Source organism: Bacillus sp. PPSBB_2, from assembly GCF_045291115.1.
Classification (GTDB): Bacteria; Bacillota; Bacilli; order Bacillales; family Bacillaceae_G; genus Bacillus_A; species Bacillus_A cereus.
In genome coordinates, this window is record NZ_CP147983.1 from 4,407,385 (window position 1) to 4,426,154 (window position 18,770).

Here is an 18,770-nt window from a genome sequence, read left to right on the forward strand (position 1 = left end):
ACGTCTTGTCAAAGCAATCGAATCAAAATAAAAAGCGTGTAAATCACAATTGATTTACACGCTTTTTCTATTCCATTACTTCGCTACTTCTTCAATAATTGCAACAACTAATTCTGCTGTTTTTGCTAATTCTTCAACAGGAATCTTCTCGTTTGTTGTATGAATTTCTTCATAACCAACCGCTAAGTTAACTGTTGGGATACCATGTCCTGCAATTACGTTTGCATCACTTCCGCCACCACTTTGGTGAAGAGAAGGTGTACGACCAATTTTTTCAGCTGCACGTTTTGCAACTTCTACAACGTGATCGCCATCAGCAAATTTAAATCCTGGGTACATAACGTTTACTTCAACGTCTGCATGACCGCCCATTTCTTTTGCAGTTGTTTCAAATGCTTCTTTCATTTTCGCAACTTGTGCTTCCATTTTCTCATTAATTAAAGAACGAGCTTCTGCAAAGATTTGTACATGATCGCAAACGATATTCGTTTGTGTACCACCTTCAAAACGTCCAATATTTGCAGTCGTTTCAGAGTCAATGCGACCAAGTGGCATCTTCGCAATTGCTTTCGCTGCGATAGTAATTGCAGATACACCTTTCTCTGGCGCTACACCAGCGTGAGCTGTTTTCCCGCGAATAATTGCGTTCACTTTCGCTTGTGTTGGAGCTGCAACAACGATTTCACCAACTTTTCCATCGCTATCTAATGCGTAGCCATATTTCGCTGTAATACGCTCACGGTCTAATGCTTTTGCACCAACAAGACCTGATTCTTCTCCGACTGTAATAATAAATTCTATTTTACCATGAGGGATATTTTTCTCTTTTAAAACACGGATTGCTTCGAACATTGATGCTAATCCAGCTTTATCATCCGCACCTAAAATTGTTGTACCATCTGATACGATATATCCATCTTTAATAGAAGGCTTAATTCCATTACCAGGAACTACTGTATCCATATGAGAAGTAAAGTAAATTGTATCAACACCATCTTTTGTTGCTGGTAAAGTACAAATTAAGTTACCTGCACCATGACCAGTTACAGCCATTGTGTCATCTTCAAATACTTCTACACCTAAATCTGTAAATTTCTTCGTTAATACTTTGCAGATTTCTGCTTCAAATTTCGTTTCAGAATCTACTTGTACTAATTCCATAAATTCATTTACTAAACGTTCTTGATTAATCATAAGACTGCGCCTCCTGCACTACCATTATGTATGTAACACTATTAATTATAACAGAATTTCGCAAAAGTTTCGAAATACAAGACAAAAAACAGATGGTTTACATGTCTAGATAACCATCTGCTTTCTATTACTCATTTAACAATACCCAGCGCATATGATCTTCCCACACGCCATTTACCATTAACATCTTCCTAGACACGCCTTCATATTGAAAACCTATCTTCGTTACTACTTGTATAGATGCTAAATTACGAGGCATAATCGGAGCTTCTATACGATGTAACTGAAATTCCCCAAAAGCAACTTGAATTGCTTTTCTAAGCGCTTCTGTCGTATACCCTTTGTTTAACTCTGCTTTATCTAATTTATAACTGAGTACACAAGATTGATAAATGCCACGAACGATTAAATTAAATGAAATACACCCAATTATTTTCGTATCATCACCCTTTTTAAAAATCCATAGTCTGATGATTTTCCCTTCTTCGAACTCTTTTCTATCCTTTTGCAACTTTTTCTTTTGATAATCTAGCGTAAAAAAATCATCCGGTCTATACTCTTCCCAAGCTTTTAAAAATTCACGATTTCTGTCGTAATATTGAAGAACTGTTTCAGCATACGACTCATCAATTTCCCTTAAGTATAAACGATCTGTTTCGTATATTTTCATCATCGTATCTCCATTCTTCAGCTTGCCCAACTAAAAATTAACAATATACCCTTTTACTATATTCTCTATACACACTCAAATTTCCTGTTATATTTTGCAATCCCCTCCCGAATTTTGTCCTCACTCTCCCCTTGTCCATAATTTCATTTCTCGTTACAATGAAATTGTACTGATTTGCAAGGAGGTATAACGATGCATAAAAAAGCTCAAAAAGTTATGGTTTATGTGATGCTGATTTCTATGCTTGTAACAACATTACTTGCTGGCGCGAGTATGTTTTGGTAAAAAGGGCGATGTGTTCGTCCTTTTTTTACTTTTTACACATGACAAAATAAACCATCTCGACATCGAGATGGTTTATTTTATATAAAACACAATCGCTACAATACTAAAGGAAAATGACATTACAAGTGCTATTACAAAACTTGTATATTGTTTCTGCTGAAATGCTCCAATAACAAAAGTTAGATTAAGTAATGCCATACATACAATCGCTACAAGATAAGAACATATATTAAAAGTTGCCAATATGAATGTAATAACAAATAGAAATCCCATAAAAAACTGCATATACGAAAGTTTTGGATTCAAGTACATATGAGCAACCCCTTTATCTAATTTTATCTTTCTATATTCTCATTAACGCACGGTTATGTACACATGTCAAGACAACTTATTATAATAGAAAAAGCCAACCTTTTCGTTGGCTTTTTCATATGCAACGGCTCCTTTTTCTTTTGCCAATTGCTGAAATGATTTTTTCGATTTCACAATCCATACTTTCGTTCCAATTGGAATGCGATCAAACAAATATTCCACATCGTTTTTCTTCATTCTTATACACCCTTGTGAAATATACTTTCCAATTGAACTCGGTTGGTTTGTTCCATGTATTCCATATTTACTTCCATCAGTTCCTCTTGCATTAAATCCAATCCACCTTGACCCAAGTGGATTTTTTGGCGATCCACCTGGAATATCCTTCGCAATGTAATACGGATCCTTTGCTTTCATTACAACATCAAAAGTTCCTTCTGGAGTTAATTCATTCGTTTTCCCTGTCGCTACTGGAAAAACCTTTTGAATCTTTCCATCGTCAATGTAAGCTAATTTATTCGTTGCTTTATTTACAATAATAAAAGGATCTCCGGCACGTGGATTATCCCCAAGAGGCCAAATCGGCAATAAAGAAAGACATAATATGATAGAGAGAAGATACGGCATAGATAATTCCTACCTTCTATATAAGTTCTTTTATATTATCCTTTCCCTTAAAGCGACTTTTAATGAGTAAATATTGTTCCATTTCATACACAAGTTGAACAAGTTTCGCACGTATCTCAAATTCTTCGCGTGTAGCTGGCAATGGCATGTCTCTAAATAATTCCCTCATTTCTTGAAGCTGCCTTAAGGAAATAACGCCAGTACTCTCAGGGCTAATAGCATTACCAATGTTTTCAACAACATCTGCAATCATGTCAGCTTGTTCATATGTCCACGATAAAGAAGCTGCTAGTGGTATCATTCGCTCTAAAATTTCGAATTGTTGCATACGCATATTAAAATAACGATAGTAATAATCATCTTCTCGCATAAATGCATTCTCAAGTTTTTTAAACGATAAATCTCTTGCTTCATTTAACATATTCTCGGTTTCGATGAGTTCTGCTCCACTCCAACTACTTTCTCGATTTCGTAAATACACAACCATTTCAAACAAAATCGTTTTAAAATTACTCTCTATTTTATCCTGATACTCTTTTAGCTTATTTTCACTACTCGGCATATACATATTTACTAATAACGCCACACTAATCCCTATCGTTAATATAGCAATTTCATTTCCAACTATAAGCCATGTAATTTGCTTCAATGAATATAGATGCATAACAATAACTGAACTCGTGACAATACCTTCTTGAATTTTAAGCATTACTGCAGTCGGAATAAATGTAAGTAACAATATGCTAATTGCAAGTGGTGTATAGCCGATTGTTTCAAAAATACAAAACGCGAATACCATTGATAATACACAAGCTAGAAAACGATGTAACGACACTTGAAGCGATTTGCGCTTCGTATTTTGTACACATAAAATAACTAAAATACCTGCTGAACTATAAAATTCCAACCCTAATAACTGAGCAATAAAAACTGCCGCGCCTGTCCCTATTGCTGTTTTTACTGTACGGTATCCAATTTTAAACATATCATTACTCCTATATGTATAAACGTATTTACAGCTAGTATAAAAAAAGGATGACACAATGTCATCCTTTTCTACTTATTATTCACATAACCTTTTCATATTACAATATTTTTTGTAAAAATTGTTGCGCACGTTCACTTTTCGGCGCTGCAAAAAATTCTTCTGGCGCACTATCTTCTACAAGCTTTCCTCCGTCCAAGAAAAGAACACGATCTGCCACTTCTTTTGCAAAGCCCATTTCATGTGTAACGATAGCCATCGTCATTCCTGTCGTAACTAACGATTTCATAACTTCTAACACTTCTTTCACCATCTCTGGATCTAGCGCCGATGTCGGTTCATCAAATAACATAACTTCCGGTTCCATCGCTAACGCTCTTGCAATTGCTACACGTTGCTTTTGTCCTCCCGAAAGACGATTTGGATACGTATCTTTTTTATCTACTAATCCAACCTTTTCTAAAAGTTTCTCAGCTTTCTTTTCAGCTTCTTGCTTCGTTACCCCTTTTACATTGATAGGAGCATACGTAATATTTTCTAATACAGTCATATGAGGAAATAAGTGAAAATGTTGAAATACCATACCGACATTTTCACGAACATGCATAACATTCGTTTTCGGATTCGTTACTTCTTCCGTCCCAATCCAAATGTGACCATCCGTTGGTGCTTCTAACATATTCATACAACGTAAAAATGTTGATTTTCCTGATCCAGAAGGCCCTATAATTGCGACTACTTCCCCTTTTTCAATTGTTGTTGTAATTCCTTTTAATACTTCGTTTTTACCAAATGATTTATGAAGGTTTTCAATTTTAATCACTTTTCTTCATTCTCCCTTCAATTGCCTTCCCGACTAATGTAAGAATAATGACTAACATATAATAAATCAGTCCAACAAAAAGTAATGGTTCAAGATATTTAAATGTCTCACCGCCTACAATGTAAGCACGACGCATTAAATCAGTCGCGCCTATTACTGTTACTACAGCCGATTCTTTCGTAAGTGTCGCAAATTCGTTCACAAGCGCTGGTAATATATTTTTTAATGCTTGAGGGAAAATAATATTTTTCATCATTTTTCCGTACGGTATCCCTAAAGCCATTGCTGCTTCTGTTTGTCCTTTATCAACCGCTTGAATACCAGCACGAATTACTTCTGACATGTATGCACCTGAATTCAAGCTAAATGCAAGTACAGCAGCTAAGAATGCTGGTATTTCATAACCAATTATTTGTGGGACGCCGAAATAAATAATCATTAATTGCAATACAAGGGGTGTACCACGAAAAATTGATGTATAAAAATCTGCTGCTATATTTAATGCTCGTATTCTAGCAATTTTACAAAGTGCTAATAGCGTTCCTAAAATAAATCCTGCTAAAGCTGATACTGCTACAATCTTCAAAGTAACTTCTAAACCTTTTAGTATATATGGTATCGAAGGCGTAATCGCCGAAAAATCTAAGTTCATTCTTTTCATTCCCCTCACAGAAAAGTGAAAGGCAGCTTATTTTCCGCTGCCAAACCATTTCTTCACTAATTTATCCATTTCTCCATTTTCTTGCATTTTTTTAATTACTTTATTAAATTCTGCTGTTTTATCACTGTTTTTCGGAAGGGCAATTGCTGCTCCAACTTCTTCTGGTGCTTCTTTAATTTCAATTCCTTGTAAATCTTTCATTTTCTCTAAATAATTTTTAGCAACTGTGTCTTCTATAATTGCAGCGTCAAAACGACCAGCTTTAATTTCTTGTACGATTTCTGGTATACGGTCACGTCCCTCAACTTGGAAATCTACTTGTTTTTTAAATTCTGCTGCTTTCTCTTCTTGAATAGACCCTGTTTGTACCCCTACTTTTTTCCCTTTTAAACCCTCTACAGATTGAATGTTAGAGTCCTTTTTAGAAACGACCATGTTTTTCGCAACAAAATAAATATCTGTAAAATCAACATTATTTTTACGCTCTGCAGTTGGCGTCATGCCTGCCATTACGAAATCAACTTTTCCTGAACTAAGAGATGCTAATAAACCACCAAAATCCATATCTTTCACTTTCACTTCATACCCAAGTTCTTTTCCGATATATTTAGCAACATCAACATCAAAGCCAATAATTTCATCGCTCTTTGACGCATCTACATATTCATAAGGTTTATAATCTGCTGAAGTTCCCATTACGAGTACTTTTTTATTTCCTTTTGTTTCTTTCGATTCCTCATTACTACAAGCGCTGAATATACTTACAATTAAAATAAGTGCAAACGATATTGATACTAACTTCTTCATCTTTCTTCCCCCTAATAATGTATATTTAAAAGTTTAATAGAATATTTATTCGATGTTTGTATTGTATCAGCACTTTTATTTTTATGCAATATATAAAATAAAAATAAATAAATAAACAATACAAACGCTGTTTGTTATGTATAAAATGATGCATAAAATAACATAACTATGCATATCTCAGAAATTTTAATAATAAATAAAAAAGGCGGCACATCCACTTGATTGTGGACGTGCCGCCTTTTCTCTTATTTTTTATAGTTCTTCACAACTCTCTTCGAAATATGATTGTAGTTTCGCAATAACTTGCATCGGTTCATGACCTTCAATTTCATGACGCTCTACCATCGTTACAATTTTTCCATCTTTTAATAAAGCAAATGATGGAGAAGAAGGTGGGTACCCTTCGAAATATTCACGCGCTCTTGCTGTCGCTTCTTTATCTTGACCTGCAAACACCGTTACAAGGTGGTTAGGACGTTTATCATAATGTACGGAATGCGCAGCAGCAGGACGAGCAATACCACCTGCACAACCACATACAGAGTTTACCATTACAAGTGTTGTTCCATTTCTTTTAAACGCTTCTTCTACCGCTTCCGGCGTCGTCAATTCTGTATATCCAGCAGAGACAATCTCTTCACGCGCTTGGCGGACAACATCATTCATAAAAAAGTTAAAATTAATCACTCTTTTCCCTCCTCTAAAACTACCTATTTGTATCTTACCAGTTAATGTTTATGAAATACAAGTAAGTTTACTTGTATTTAAGTATAGAAAAGGTGTTAGAGCTCTTGCTCTAACACCTTTTCTTTAATGACCACGATGTTTTTGCTTTGCTTTTTGTACTTTCATTAAACGTCTTCTTTCTTTTTCAGCTTCTCGCTTCTCTTTAGACTGCAGTTTCTTTTCTTGTTTATGCAATTCATAAGATAAACTAATCGCCTCTTGCGCCTTAGTAAAACGTTTAATAGTTGTTTCTTTTGCTGCTTGTCGTATGATACGCTTTATGTTTTTAGGACGCTGTTTTTCTTTAACTTCTACACCACATTTTGCAAAGTGCTGAAAATGCTCTAAAAGTGAACCATTCACAAACATAAGCACTTCTTCATCTGACGGTTCCGCCCCAAAAATATACCTCGCCCCATACAATTTCCCTTTTTCTTTACATGTAATGATTCCAACAAAAAATTGGCCATCGTGATATACTGTCAAATCCATTGACAGCCCCTCCTTTAAAAGATTAGAAATACGGGACATCCCGGAGGGGAAGGTTACTGACATGAAATCATGCGTCTGGACTACCAACCAGAGCTGTGTTTTTGTATTTCTTTCACTATTATTATATCTTTTTTTCCATAATCTTCATATATTCAGCAATCATTTTTTTATGCGATCCTACAATATAGTCAGGTAGTTCTGTTACTGAAAAGAATTTAAGCTGAACTGCTTCTTCTTTATTCATAACAAAATCCCCTTCGTATTCATCCGTATAATAGGCGGTTGTTACAGATTGAAATTCATCACCGTTTTCTAATTTTGTAAAGTAGTTCGCTCCAGAAAATACATTGATTAGTCGCAAGTTCTTCACTTTTATTCCTGTCTCTTCATATACTTCACGATAAGCTGTTTCTTCTGGTGATTCACTAAGCTCCATTAGCCCGCCAGGTAGCCCCCATTTTCCGTACGGCTCTGTCCGCTGCTGCAATAAAACATATCCATTTTCATTTATAACGAGTACAACAGCACCAACTAAAATTAAAGGGCGATGACCAACTATTTTTCGTAATTCTTCTACATATCCCACCGTATCGCCTCCTTTTTCGTTGTCCACACTATTGTATCATATGTACGAAACGACAAAATGCGTATATTTTTCATTTTTTTAACAAAATATTTATTTTATGTGATTCATCTACTGTAGCTAACATAATAGATTCGACTTCTGTACTCTCCTCTAGAAATTCTCTCGCCCACGCTTCTGTTTTTCCTAATAATGCAAGAACATCTTTCTGTATCCTCCCATCCTTTACTAATACAAAAGAAACTGGAGATTTTTTTCCCGCCACTTTAAGATCAAGCCGCGAAACTGCTTCATATTCTGGATACCGAAATATAGAAACGACACCGTTTGCTTCCCATAATGCTAATTTAATCGTTTGAATATCGCTCACATTTCGCATACGAAGTTCCGAAAACAAATATTCCAAGGTAATTCTCGCCTTTTTCAAATTGCTAAAATTAATGGAACCATTGTGTATAAGAATAATAGGTGCAGGCTCTAAAAAACGTCTCCATCTATCCCATTTCAGCATTAAAACTGAGCTTATAATATGAAGTACAACAAGTATGAACGTTGTAATCATCGATCCCAGTAACCCTACTTTTTCATCAGACAATGCGTTAGAAATATTCCCACCAAGCAATAACACTAATACAACATCTAAAAAACGAAGTTGTGCGATAGACCTTTGCCCCATCGCTTTCGCAACTAATATTAAAAATATGTATGCTATAATAGCCCGAATAACCCATTCACTATTAGAAAGATGTCGTGCTCCTTCAAAAATATGCATATGCATCACTTTGCACTCCTTACCCGTCTCAAACTGCTATCCTGTTTTAGTTTGCAACGTTTATGAGCATATATGTAAAAAAGCTGGTTCGTTTAAAAACGAACCAGCTTTTTTTACTTAACTGAAAACATATATTTTTTATACGTTTTCCGTACCGATAATATGAGCCCCATCATAATCATATTTGAGAATAAGGAACTTCCCCCATACGATAAGAAAGGTAATGCAATACCTTTTACAGGCATTAACCCAACGATCATACCGATGTTTTGGAATATTTGAACTGTTAATATACCGATAGATCCAGCGCATAATAATGTACCAAATAAATTATCAGCGGAATAACCAATAATAATTGTTCGATATAGTAGCAACAGGAACAAGAAGACAACTAACGCTGCTACGATAAATCCACCTTCTTCGGCAATTGTAGCGAAAATAAAGTCAGTATGCTTCTCTGGGATATAGACGCTTCCTCCACCGTATCCTTTACCTTCCATACCTCCACTACCTACAGCTAGAATCGATTGCTGTGTTTGATAGCCTTGATCTGTATGTTCAAATGGGTCCAACCAACCTAAAATACGTGACTGTTGGTGAGGTTTTAGTAATGTAACTAAATTATTATAGAAAAAATCCTGATACTTAAAGTAAATAAACATTAACACAGATAATATCGTCACCGGAATAACTGTGCATATTGCTATCAATTTCTTCTGAATACCTGACATAAATAAAATACATGCAATAGCAGCAGCATATAAGAACACCATACCTGTATCCGGTTGGCTATATACAATTGCCGTAGGAGGAATAGATACTAGCATAATCTTTCCTACTAATATTAAGTCTGTTTTAAATGTTCGAACCATATGCTGTGCATTATGCTTTACGGCTAAATTTGCTACTAACATAACCAGTGCAATTTTGAAAAACTCTGACGGCTGAATAGATCCAATTAGTGGAAATCTAAACCATCTTTTTGCTCCTAGTATCTCCGGTGTAAAGGTTGAAACCGGTAATATTTTTAGTAGAATAATTGACAAAAACGTTGCAATATACAATGGCCATGATAATTTTTGTAGCTGATCTGAATCAACACTTGCAACAAGAAGTAACATTACAATTCCAATTATGTAGTTAATACCTTGTTTCAAAGCAAAATTCTCCGCCCCATATTGGCCAGTTTGCTGACTGCTATATATAGCAGCTATACTCGTCACACATAGTGCACACAAAATTAAAATTAATTTTACATCTAAACTTTTTAGAAACTCGGTACTTCTTTTCATGACATCCTCCTGAAACATTGTTACGGCAAAAATAAAAAACCAGGAGTCAACATTCTTCATGTTTTGACGACTGATTACACATTATCTATAAAACACTTATATAGAATAACTCTCTTTTTCATACAATACAATATATTATACTACAGTTTCATCAGTAAGATTTGCCAAAAAAATTATTCTTTTCTTATTTTATATCCATATACCATATATCAGCAATGTATTTTCGTAAATTCCTAATACATAATCATTTATTGTAAGATTACTGGGAAAGGTATTTATACATATAGTAGGATGTAGATGAAGAAATAAGATAATAAAAAGCTCGCATAAGCGAGCTTTTTATTAATATACAGATGTATTATTTTCTGACATGTTTTCTAAAATTTCTTTAACACGCCCTAAGAACTTACCACAAATTAAACCATCAAGTACTCGGTGATCAAGTGATAAACATAAGTTAACCATATCACGAGCACCGAACATACCGTTATCCATAATTACTGGGCGCTTTACAATTGATTCAACTTGTAAAATAGCCGCTTGTGGGTAATTAATAATACCCATAGATTGAACAGAACCGAATGATCCTGTGTTATTAATTGTAAATGTTCCACCTTGCATTTCGTCTGCTTTTAACGATTTCGTACGTACTTTTCCTGCAAGTTCTGTAATTTCACGAGCGATACCTTTAATTGTTTTCTCGTCCGCTTGCTTAATTACTGGTACAAATAGTTCTTCCTCTGTTGCAACAGCGATAGAAAGGTTAATATCTTTCTTCTGAACAATTTTATCGCCAGCCCACATTGAATTAATTTGAGGATACTCTTTTAACGCTTGTGCTACTGCTTTTACGAAGAAAGCAAAGAACGTTAAGTTAAAGCCTTCACGCTTCTTAAAGTCACCTTTAATTGAGTTACGGTATGACACAAGGTTTGTCACATCTACTTCAATCATCATCCAAGCATGTGGTGCTTCGTGTTTACTACGTAACATGTTTGCTGCGATTGCTTTACGCACACCTGTTACTGGAATTTCGATATCTCCAGGCATTGTAGGTACAGAAACTGGTTTCGCAGCTTCTACTTTTTGCGCTACTGGTGCTGCTTTTGGTGCTTCTGGGCGAGCTTCTACTACTGCCGCTACAGCTTCCTCTTTCTTCGCCGCACCTGCTTGTGGGATATTTCCAGATTCCACTAGCTTTAAAATATCTTTACGAGTGATACGGCCGTTTGCTCCCGTACCTTCTACTAGATCTAAATCAACGTTATGCTCACCCGCAAGCTTTAACACAGCTGGTGAAAAACGTGGTTTTCCATCAATTGGTTGTTTTACTTTCGGTGCTTTTTCAGACGTAGCTACTTCTGCCTTTGATTCTTCTTTAGTTTTTTCCTCAACAGCTGTTGCTGCTACTTCATCTGCGCCTTCTACTTGAATCACACAAACTACTTCACCTACAGCTAACGTATCACCTTCACCAGCGATTAACTCTTTCACAACACCCGTGAAAGAAGATGGTACTTCAGCATTTACTTTATCAGTCATTACTTCTGCAAGCGGATCATACTTATTTACGTGATCGCCAACATTAACGAGCCATTTACTAATTGTGCCCTCTGTAACGCTCTCCCCGAGCTGAGGCATTGTAATATTTTCTACAGCCATGTATAGTCCCCCCGATTAAAATTCCGCAAGTTCACGCATTGCTTTTTCAACTTTATCTGGATTTACCATAAAGAATTTTTCCATTGTTGGTGCATATGGCATTGCTGGAACGTCTGGACCTGCAAGACGTGCGATTGGCGCATCTAAATCAAATAGACAGTTTTCAGCGATAATTGCTGCCACTTCACTCATAATGCTTCCTTCTTTATTGTCTTCTGTTACAAGAAGAACTTTACCTGTTTTAGAAGCTGCTTCAATGATTGCTTCTTTATCTAATGGATATACAGTACGTAAATCAAGAATGTGTGCAGAGATGCCATCTTGTGCTAACTTTTCAGCCGCTTGAAGAGCAAAATGAACACATAATCCGTACGTGATAACTGTAATATCATCACCTTCACGTTTTACATCTGCTTTTCCGATTGGTAATACGTAGTCATCCTCTGGTACTTCACCTTTAATTAAACGATATGCACGTTTATGTTCGAAGAATAATACTGGATCTTCATCACGAATGGCTGCTTTTAATAAGCCTTTTGCATCATATGGTGTAGAAGGGATAACGATTTTTAAACCTGGTTGGTTTGCAAACATCGCTTCTACAGATTGTGAATGATACAATGCACCGTGAACACCCCCGCCAAATGGTGCACGAATTGTAACTGGACAAGTCCAATCATTATTAGAACGATAACGAATTTTTGCTGCCTCAGAAACAATTTGGTTTACTGCTGGCATGATGAAATCAGCAAACTGCATTTCAGCGATTGGACGCATACCATACATTGCCGCACCAATTGCTACCCCAGCAATTGCAGATTCTGCAAGCGGTGCATCAAGCGCACGATCTTCACCAAATTGATCATACAAACCGTGTGTCGCTTTAAACACGCCACCTTTTTTACCAACATCTTCTCCTAAAACGAATACTTTCTCATCGCGTTCCATTTCTTCGCGCATTGCTAATGTAATAGCATCAATATAAGACATTACAGCCATGAAACGTTCCCCCCTATTCTGCGTATACGTGCTTCAATGCATCTTCAGGTGCTGCATACGGAGCATTTTCTGCATATTCTGTTGCTTCATTTACGATATGCATAATTTCGTCTAACATTTGTTTTTCCGATTCCTCAGTTAATACACCAGCTTCTTTTAAATAAGCCGCGAATGTTATAATTGAATCTTTTTTCTTTGCTTCTTCTACTTCTTCTTTATCACGATAAACACGATCATCATCGTCACTAGAATGTGCTGTTAAACGATATGATACTGTTTCAATTAAAGTTGGGCCTTCACCACGACGACCGCGATCTGCTGCTTCTTTTACAGCTTTATATACTGCAAGCGGATCGTTTCCGTCTATTGTATATCCAGGCATACCATAACCAATTGCACGATCTGATACGTTTTTACATGCTAATTGTTTTTCAACTGGAATAGAGATTGCATATTTGTTATTTTCACACATAAAAATAACAGGTAGTTTGTGTACACCAGCAAAGTTTGCCCCTTCATGGAAGTCACCTTGGTTTGAAGAACCTTCTCCAAATGTAACGAACGTTACTAAATCTTTCTTCTCCATTTTTCCAGCTAATGCAATACCAACTGCATGTGGTACTTGCGTTGTTACTGGAGATGAACCTGTAACAATACGATTTTTCTTTTGACCGAAGTGACCAGGCATTTGACGACCACCAGAGTTTGGATCTCCAGCTTTCGCGAAAGCAGACAACATAAGCTCTTTAGCTGTCATACCAAATGCTAGTACAACACCCATATCACGGTAGTATGGTAATGCATAATCTTTCTCTCTATCAAGAGCGAACGCCGCTCCAACTTGTGCAGCCTCTTGTCCTTGACAAGAAATTACGAATGGAATTTTACCAGCACGGTTTAATAACCACATACGTTCGTCGATTTTACGTGCAAGTAACATCGTACGGAACATTTCTAATACTTGCTCATCACTTAAGCCAAGCTCTTCATGGCGCTTTTCTTTTACTTCTGCCATTTTTCATAACCTCCTAAATCCACATTTTTATGCGTGTAACGCTCTTCCATCTACAGCAAGTGCAGCTTCACCAATCGCCTCAGATAATGATGGATGCGGATGAATTGTATGTGCTACTTCCCAAGGTGTTGCATCAAGTACTCTTGCAAGACCAGCTTCAGAAATCATATCTGTTACATGTGGTCCAATCATATGAACACCAAGAATGTCATTTGTCTCTTCATCAACTACAAGTTTTACGAAACCATCTGATTCTCCGTATACAAGTGCTTTTCCGATTGCGCGGAATGAGAACTTACCTACTTTTAACTTATAGCCTTTTTCTTTTGCTTCTTGTTCTGTTAAACCGACAGAAGCAACTTCTGGACTGCTATATACGCATTTTGATACCATAGAGTAATCAATTGGTGTAACTTCTTTCCCTGCAATATGTTCTACTGCAGCAATTCCTTCATGAGAAGCAACGTGAGCAAGTTGCAGGCCACCGATTACATCTCCAATTGCGTAAATATGCGATTCTTTCGTTTGATAAAACTCATTTGTTTGAATGTATCCTTTTTCCACAACGATATCTGTGTTCTCTAAGCCAATATTTTGCGTATTCGCTTGTCTTCCTACAGATACAAGCATTTTTTCTGCTTTAAATTCTTTATTTTCACCGTTGTGTTCAGCTTGGATTGTTACTCCATTATCTTTTACCAATGTTTCTGGTAATACTTTTGCACCAGTTACCACTTTAATACCTTTTTTCTTGAATAGACGTTGCATTTCTTTTGAAACGTCTTGATCTTCTAGTGGTAATATCGTTTTCGCATACTCTAATACTGTAACTTCTACACCGAAGTCAGCAAGCATAGATGCCCACTCAATACCGATTACACCGCCACCAACGATAATAATCGAACTAGGAAGCGTTTCCATTTTTAGAGCATGATCTGAAGACATTACGTACTCTCCGTCTAATTCTAAACCTGGTAATGAATTTGGACGAGAACCTGTTGCAATAAGTACATTTTTTGGAATTAACATTTCATTCTCTTCTCCACTTGCAAGTTCAACTGAAATTGTCCCTGGCATCGGAGAGAAAATAGATGGGCCAAGAATACGGCCAATACCTTCAAACACATCAATTTTACCTTGTTTCATTAAATGTTGAACGCCTTTATGAAGCTGCGTTACTATCTTCTCTTTACGCTCTTGTACTTTCGCAAAGTTTAGTTCTACATTGCTTGCAATAACTCCGAACTCTTCGCTTTTTTTAGCAGTTGCATATACTTCCGCACTACGTAAAAGAGCTTTACTAGGAATACATCCTTTGTGTAAACAAGTACCACCAAGATTTTCTTTTTCGACTAGTGCAGTTTTTAACCCTAGTTGTGATGCACGAATTGCAGCAACATATCCACCAGTACCGCCGCCAACGATGACTAAATCATATTCTTTTGCCATTATCTCAACCCCTAGCTACCGTTTCTTTTTCACGTACAACGTATTCTTTTGGAGCTTCTTCTTCACGTAATACACGAAGTGCTCCTTCTGCTAACGCTTCTAACTCATCTTCGCCTGGATGTACGATAACATCTGCAATCCAGTCCACTCGCTCTTTTATTTCATCGACAAGAATTTTACTGTATGCCAGTCCACCAGTTAATACGATTGCATCGATTTTCCCGTGAAGTACAGCGCTAGCTCCGCCAATCTCTTTTGCAACTTGATATGCCATTGCTTTATAAATAAGAGTTGCTTCAGGATCACCTTTTTCAACCATTTGCTCTACTTTAATCGCATCATTTGTACCGATTAAACTTACAAGTCCACCTTGTCCGACAAGTTTTTTAATCATTTCATCACGGTAATACTCACCAGAGAAACACATTTCTACTAGTTGCCCTACTGGTACTGTACCAGCGCGCTCTGGACTAAATGGTCCTTCTCCGTTTAAACCGTTATTCACATCGATTACTCTTCCTTTTTTATGAGCACCAACTGTAATACCGCCACCCATATGTGTAACTAATAAATTTAAATCCTCGTATTTGTGATTTAACTGTTCAGCTACTTTACGAGCAACTGCTTTTTGATTTAATGCATGGAAGATACTTTTGCGTTCCATACCAGCAATGCCACTTATACGAGCAACCGGCTCCATCTCATCTACAACGACAGGATCTACAATGAATGCAGGAATGTTTAATCCAGAAGCAATTTCATATGCTAAAATGCCTCCAAGGTTTGAAGCGTGATGACCGCTAAAGCCATTTTTCAAATCTTCTAACATCGCATCGTTTACTGTATACGTACCGCCTTCGATTGGACGAAGTAATCCACCACGCCCACAAACAGCGTTTAATTTTGAAATGTTAATACCATGAGAATGTAGAACTTCTAAAATCGTTTCTTTTCGAAACTCATATTGGTCGATAATTCTCTTATATTTTCCAATCTGTTCTACGTCATGACGAATCGTTTCTTCTAGAACGGGTCTTTCATTATCAAAAACACCAATTTTTGTGGATGTACTACCTGGGTTAATAACAAGAATTCGATTTACAGACAATGTTGCTACCTCCACTAATAAATTCAAAAGGAAGTGGAAACCTCATAAGAGGTAACCACACCTTTTGTAAAAGTTATATATGAATGATTAGCGACGGCTAATAATATCGTGACCGTTGCGTAAGTAAGTGCTACGAGAATTCTTCAAGCTTGCAATGCGCTCTTCAGCTAGACGATCTGCCGCTACATAAGTTGCTATGCCATCGCGTTTTGAAATTTCGATTACTTTTGCAATCGTGTCATAAATAGACTCAACACGTTTTAGTGCACGTTCTCTATTGTATCCATATAATTCGTCTGCTACGTTAATTACGCCACCTGCATTAATTACATAATCTGGTGCGTATACAATACCCATTTCATGAATGATGTCACCATGACGATCTTCTTTTAATTGGTTATTTGCAGAACCTGCGATTACTTTTGCTTTAAGTTGTGGAATAGTTTCATCATTAACTGTTGCGCCTAGTGCACATGGTGCGTAAATATCGCATTCAACACCGTAAATTTCATTTGGTTCAACTGCTGATGCACCGAATTCTTCTACAGCACGTTGTACAGCTTCTTTATTAATATCTGTAACAATTAATTTTGCTCCTTCAGCGTGTAAATGTTTGCATAGGTGATATGCTACGTTACCAACGCCTTGAACAGCAATTACTTTTCCTTCTAAATTGTCAGTACCGAAAGCTTCTTTTGCAGCTGCTTTCATACCACGGTAAACACCGTATGCAGTTACCGGAGATGGGTTACCAGAAGAACCGAATGATGGTGAGATACCTGTTACAAAGTCAGTTTCTTCATGGATAATATCCATATCATCTACTGTTGTACCAACATCTTCAGCTGTAATGTAACGTCCGTTTAGTCCTTGGATATAACGTCCTAGTGCACGGAACATTGCTTCGCTCTTATCTTTACGAGGATCACCGATAATTACTGTTTTCGCACCACCTAAGTTTAAACCAGCTGCTGCGTTTTTGTATGTCATCCCTTTTGCAAGACGCAATGCATCTTCAATCGCCGCTTCTTCAGAATCATATGTCCACATTCTTGTTCCACCAAGAGCCGGTCCAAGTGTTGTATCATGAATTGCAATAATTGCTTTTAAACCAGATTCTTTATCTTGACAAAATACTACTTGCTCATAATCATATTTTTCTAAGTATTCGAAGATTTCTAATGTCATTGTCGTTTCCCCCTAATGTTTTACCCTTTTTGGTTTATTTTGAAGCAGTCGCAACTGCCAATGCTAATGAATATACTTTTGTTTCTGCTGAATCAGCACGAGATGTTAAAACAATCGGTGCTTTTGCGCCAGCAATCATTGCTCCTACTTTTGCATCCGCAAAGTATACGAGTGATTTATATAGCACATTTCCAGCTTCAATCGTTGGGACGAGTAAAATATCTGCCTTACCTGCTACATCACTTACTATGCCTTTATGCTCTGCTGCAATTTGTGATACTGCATTATCTAAAGCAAGTGGTCCATCAACGATACAATCTTTAATTTGTCCGCGGCGATTCATTTGTGTTAACATCGCTGCATCAATTGTCGCCTGCATCGCTGGATTCACAACTTCTACTGCTGCAATTGGTGCCACTTTTGGCAAGTCGATTCCTATTGCCCGGGCAACTTCTACAGTATTTTGTATAATAGCAGCTTTTTGTGTTACATCAGGTGCGATGTTCATCGCTGCATCTGTAACGAAAATAAGACGATCGTAATTTGGAACTTCAAATGCTGCTACATGTGAAAGTACGCTACCTTTACGTAGGCCCCACTCTTTGTTTAACACAGCCTTCAAAATATTCGCTGTTGGGATGTTCCCCTTCATAAGCACGTCTGCTTCACCATTTCTCACAGCTTTAACAGAAAGTTCTGCAGCCTCTGCACTAGACATTGCTGCAATCACTTCAACATGTTCTGAAGTTTGTAAACCATGTTCTTGTAGCATCCCCATTATTTTTTCTTGATTTCCATATAGACGAAATTGAGCTAACTGTAATTTAATTGCTTTCGCTACAGCTTCAATTACTTCATGATCTTCAGCTACTGCTACAGCTACAGTTTTTTTAGGCTGCCCTGCTGCTTGATCAATTAAGTATTCTAACTTCATATTTTGTAATCAACCCTTTCCGTCGTCCCTCGTCTATTTATAAAGCAAATACCGTGCCAACTTTTAAAAGTGGTCTTACCAATAATGAAAACGCATTCAAAATGCAGTAAAATCAATACTTTGGAAAATAACAAAAGATTCTGTCTTATTTTGTCGCTTTTTGTATACCATGCAATAAATTGCACG

At 36.8% G+C, this 18,770-nt stretch carries 21 protein-coding genes; 1 reads left to right on the forward strand and 20 read right to left on the reverse strand.

The window, feature by feature from the left end:
* Nucleotides 1-75: 75 nt before the first annotated feature.
* Together V6946_RS22110 and V6946_RS22115 are read right to left on the reverse strand one after the other, a co-directional pair.
* Nucleotides 76-1,194 (reverse strand): tripeptidase T, encoded by a 1,119-nt coding sequence (locus tag V6946_RS22110; RefSeq protein ID WP_000609803.1) that lies wholly within the window; start codon nt 1,192-1,194, stop codon nt 76-78.
* A 127-nt stretch (nt 1,195-1,321) separates the two neighbouring features.
* Nucleotides 1,322-1,867, reverse strand: a complete 546-nt coding sequence (locus V6946_RS22115; RefSeq protein WP_001987197.1) for a GNAT family N-acetyltransferase — start codon at nt 1,865-1,867, stop codon at nt 1,322-1,324.
* 189 nt (nt 1,868-2,056) lie between these two features.
* Here V6946_RS22115 and prli42 point away from each other — a divergent pair, with 189 nt between their 5' ends.
* Nucleotides 2,057-2,149, forward strand: a complete 93-nt coding sequence (gene prli42 / locus V6946_RS22120) for a stressosome-associated protein Prli42 (protein WP_000549040.1) — start codon at nt 2,057-2,059, stop codon at nt 2,147-2,149.
* A gap of 72 nt (nt 2,150-2,221) precedes the next feature.
* Here prli42 and V6946_RS22125 read toward each other — a convergent pair whose 3' ends face one another.
* The 18 genes from V6946_RS22125 to yqiS form a co-directional block, all read right to left on the reverse strand.
* Nucleotides 2,222-2,461, reverse strand: a complete 240-nt coding sequence (locus V6946_RS22125; RefSeq protein WP_000281167.1) for a DUF3894 domain-containing protein — start codon at nt 2,459-2,461, stop codon at nt 2,222-2,224.
* A gap of 66 nt (nt 2,462-2,527) precedes the next feature.
* Nucleotides 2,528-3,088, reverse strand: a complete 561-nt coding sequence (locus V6946_RS22130; protein WP_006921495.1) for a L,D-transpeptidase — start codon at nt 3,086-3,088, stop codon at nt 2,528-2,530.
* Nucleotides 3,089-3,104: 16 nt separating this feature from the next.
* The gene (locus V6946_RS22135) at nt 3,105-4,073 is read right to left on the reverse strand and encodes an aromatic acid exporter family protein (protein ID WP_000472671.1); all 969 of its coding nucleotides are present in this window, start codon (nt 4,071-4,073) and stop codon (nt 3,105-3,107) included.
* Between the two features lie 100 nt (nt 4,074-4,173).
* A complete protein-coding gene (locus tag V6946_RS22140; RefSeq protein WP_000590202.1) occupies nt 4,174-4,896 on the reverse strand; it encodes an amino acid ABC transporter ATP-binding protein in 723 nt (240 codons plus the stop codon).
* The gene (locus V6946_RS22145) at nt 4,889-5,548 is read right to left on the reverse strand and encodes an amino acid ABC transporter permease (protein WP_366981587.1); all 660 of its coding nucleotides are present in this window, start codon (nt 5,546-5,548) and stop codon (nt 4,889-4,891) included. The genes V6946_RS22140 and V6946_RS22145 overlap by 8 nt, the downstream gene beginning before the upstream one ends.
* 36 nt (nt 5,549-5,584) lie before the next feature.
* On the reverse strand, nt 5,585-6,364 hold the full coding sequence (locus tag V6946_RS22150; RefSeq protein ID WP_000737667.1) for a transporter substrate-binding domain-containing protein: 780 nt from the start codon (nt 6,362-6,364) through the stop codon (nt 5,585-5,587).
* Nucleotides 6,365-6,616: 252 nt separating this feature from the next.
* Nucleotides 6,617-7,030 (reverse strand): BrxA/BrxB family bacilliredoxin, encoded by a 414-nt coding sequence (locus V6946_RS22155; RefSeq protein WP_002024761.1) that lies wholly within the window; start codon nt 7,028-7,030, stop codon nt 6,617-6,619.
* Between the two features lie 144 nt (nt 7,031-7,174).
* Nucleotides 7,175-7,582: a YjdF family protein gene (locus V6946_RS22160; protein ID WP_000366585.1), complete on the reverse strand. Its 408-nt coding sequence runs from the start codon at nt 7,580-7,582 to the stop codon at nt 7,175-7,177.
* Nucleotides 7,583-7,703: 121 nt separating this feature from the next.
* Complete coding sequence (locus V6946_RS22165; protein ID WP_000542555.1) at nt 7,704-8,168, reverse strand: NUDIX hydrolase; 465 nt, start codon at nt 8,166-8,168, stop codon at nt 7,704-7,706.
* Nucleotides 8,169-8,238: 70 nt separating this feature from the next.
* Complete coding sequence (locus V6946_RS22170) at nt 8,239-8,943, reverse strand: DUF421 domain-containing protein (RefSeq protein ID WP_000550964.1); 705 nt, start codon at nt 8,941-8,943, stop codon at nt 8,239-8,241.
* Nucleotides 8,944-9,050: 107 nt separating this feature from the next.
* Entirely contained in the window at nt 9,051-10,229 is a 1,179-nt protein-coding gene (locus V6946_RS22175) for an FtsW/RodA/SpoVE family cell cycle protein (protein ID WP_000831183.1), read from the reverse strand.
* A 342-nt stretch (nt 10,230-10,571) separates the two neighbouring features.
* The gene (locus V6946_RS22180; RefSeq protein ID WP_197228503.1) at nt 10,572-11,891 is read right to left on the reverse strand and encodes a dihydrolipoamide acetyltransferase family protein; all 1,320 of its coding nucleotides are present in this window, start codon (nt 11,889-11,891) and stop codon (nt 10,572-10,574) included.
* 15 nt (nt 11,892-11,906) lie between these two features.
* Complete coding sequence (bfmBAB, locus tag V6946_RS22185; RefSeq protein ID WP_000290071.1) at nt 11,907-12,890, reverse strand: 3-methyl-2-oxobutanoate dehydrogenase subunit beta; 984 nt, start codon at nt 12,888-12,890, stop codon at nt 11,907-11,909.
* A gap of 13 nt (nt 12,891-12,903) precedes the next feature.
* A complete protein-coding gene (bfmBAA, locus tag V6946_RS22190; protein ID WP_000852551.1) occupies nt 12,904-13,905 on the reverse strand; it encodes a 3-methyl-2-oxobutanoate dehydrogenase subunit alpha in 1,002 nt (333 codons plus the stop codon).
* 27 nt (nt 13,906-13,932) lie between these two features.
* Nucleotides 13,933-15,354: a dihydrolipoyl dehydrogenase gene (gene lpdA / locus V6946_RS22195; RefSeq protein WP_001051289.1), complete on the reverse strand. Its 1,422-nt coding sequence runs from the start codon at nt 15,352-15,354 to the stop codon at nt 13,933-13,935.
* Between the two features lie 4 nt (nt 15,355-15,358).
* Entirely contained in the window at nt 15,359-16,462 is a 1,104-nt protein-coding gene (buk, locus tag V6946_RS22200; protein ID WP_000115781.1) for a butyrate kinase, read from the reverse strand.
* A gap of 87 nt (nt 16,463-16,549) precedes the next feature.
* Nucleotides 16,550-17,650: a leucine dehydrogenase gene (locus tag V6946_RS22205; protein WP_000171355.1), complete on the reverse strand. Its 1,101-nt coding sequence runs from the start codon at nt 17,648-17,650 to the stop codon at nt 16,550-16,552.
* Between the two features lie 34 nt (nt 17,651-17,684).
* Complete coding sequence (gene yqiS, locus V6946_RS22210; RefSeq protein ID WP_000764677.1) at nt 17,685-18,584, reverse strand: phosphate butyryltransferase; 900 nt, start codon at nt 18,582-18,584, stop codon at nt 17,685-17,687.
* Between the last annotated feature and the right edge of the window lie 186 nt (nt 18,585-18,770).